Source organism: Paraburkholderia humisilvae (genome assembly GCF_902859855.1).
In the GTDB taxonomy this organism is placed as follows: domain Bacteria; phylum Pseudomonadota; class Gammaproteobacteria; order Burkholderiales; family Burkholderiaceae; genus Paraburkholderia; species Paraburkholderia humisilvae.
In genome coordinates, this window is sequence record NZ_CADIKH010000324.1 from 1 (window position 1) to 1,494 (window position 1,494).

1 protein-coding gene is annotated in these 1,494 nt (G+C 58.8%); it reads right to left on the reverse strand.

What is annotated here, in order from left to right; all coding sequences use genetic code 11:
- Positions 1–42 precede the first annotated feature (42 nt).
- Positions 43–1,368: a group II intron reverse transcriptase/maturase gene (gene ltrA / locus HV796_RS42270; protein WP_246356403.1), complete on the reverse strand. Its 1,326-nt coding sequence runs from the start codon at positions 1,366–1,368 to the stop codon at positions 43–45.
- Positions 1,369–1,494 lie beyond the last annotated feature (126 nt).

Genomic DNA, 1,494 nt, shown 5'->3' on the forward strand with positions numbered 1-1,494 from the left:
CACCCGGCTTTCCTGTCTGCTTCATGTCAAGGTTTATTGGGCCTATCCTGCTGGGCGCGCTTTCAGCGCAGCAGTACGTCGAACCCGGTAACCATTAAACAGTCCCGGTTCTTCATACAGCCAATACCTACTCCACCGCTTCCAGCCGAAGCCCCCGTGGTTTCTGGCTCGCCCCATATGTCGCCGGATCTTCTTTTCCACCCGGTCCCTGATGAAGCTGAAGCGCTCGCTGGAGTGGCCCACGGCGAAGTAAGTCACCCAGCCGCGTAACACCGGATTGATCAGTTTGACTACCCGATCTACCGGCTGCGACCGGTATCGCCGGAACACCTCCTTGAGCTGGCGCAGTAACGCCGTCCGCTTCTTCAGCTTCGGCGTATAGTGCGCTCGCCACACCCCAACCTTGACGCTACGGATCCGACGGAAGTCGAATCCCAGAAAGCCGAAGCTTTCTCCGCAATCCAGATCCACAGTGCGGCTCTTCTGTTCATTCACTTCGACCAGCAGTCGGGCGAACTCCTCCCGTAGGCGCTGGCTTACCGCCCCCAGCAACCACGCATTGCGCGGACGAGCATCGATCAGCACGACGAGATCGTCAGCGAAGCGAACATACTCGACGTAGGTGTACTTCCCGTTGCGCGTCGCTTCTTTCGCCCGCTCCAGCATCCGATCCACCTCAGTGAGGTAGACGTTACTGAGCAGTGGCGAAATCACCCCGCCTTGCGGAACGCCTTGTTTGCCCGATGACCTCAGCATCAGCTTCAGCAAATGCATGACATCCCGGTCATTGACCCGTCGCGCTACCTTTTCGAGCAGCAAATGATGCCGCACGGTATCAAAGTACGCACGCAAATCCAGATCGATGACCCGGCTCTTCCACTTAACGATTGCCGTTGCCACCCGGTGCACCGCTTCATGCGCAGTACGCTTTGGACGATAGCCATACGACCCCGGCTGGAAGTCAGCCTCGAAGATCGGCTCCAGTATGAGCTTGAGCGCACCCTGGACCACACGATCGCGGATTGCAGGAATCGAAAGGACGCGGACCTTGCCCCCATCCTTCGGTATCTCCTGCCGCCGCGCTCGCATTGGCTTGTAGGTGCGCTCAGTCAGTTCGTCCTGTATCTGCGCCAGGAAGCCCACCACACCTTGCATTTCAATAGCCTCGAACGTCACGCCGTCAACACCCGGCGCTCCGTTGTTCTTTCTGGCTACCGCATACGCTTCGAGCAGCGTTTCCATCTTGCAGACATGGACGTACAAACCCCAGAAACGCCAGGACGGTTCAGCCTTCGCCTTGACGTATATTCCCCGCCTCAGGTCCTGCAAACTGCTGGACGCCTTTGTCATCTCGTCCTTGCCTCCCATGTTGTCGAGGACGTTACAGGCAGCAGGGCCCCTTCGCTCCACCAGCGTTACCCGGCTTCACCGCTACTACGGACCCATCCGCCACCCTCTCGCCTTCGGTCCACTTCCCGGGTTCGCCGGTTATAG

Coding starts and splice junctions, on each gene's coding strand:
- ltrA (WP_246356403.1), bottom strand. CDS start 1,368: ATGGGAGGCAAGGACGAGATGACAAAGGCGTCCAGCAGTTTGCAGGAC.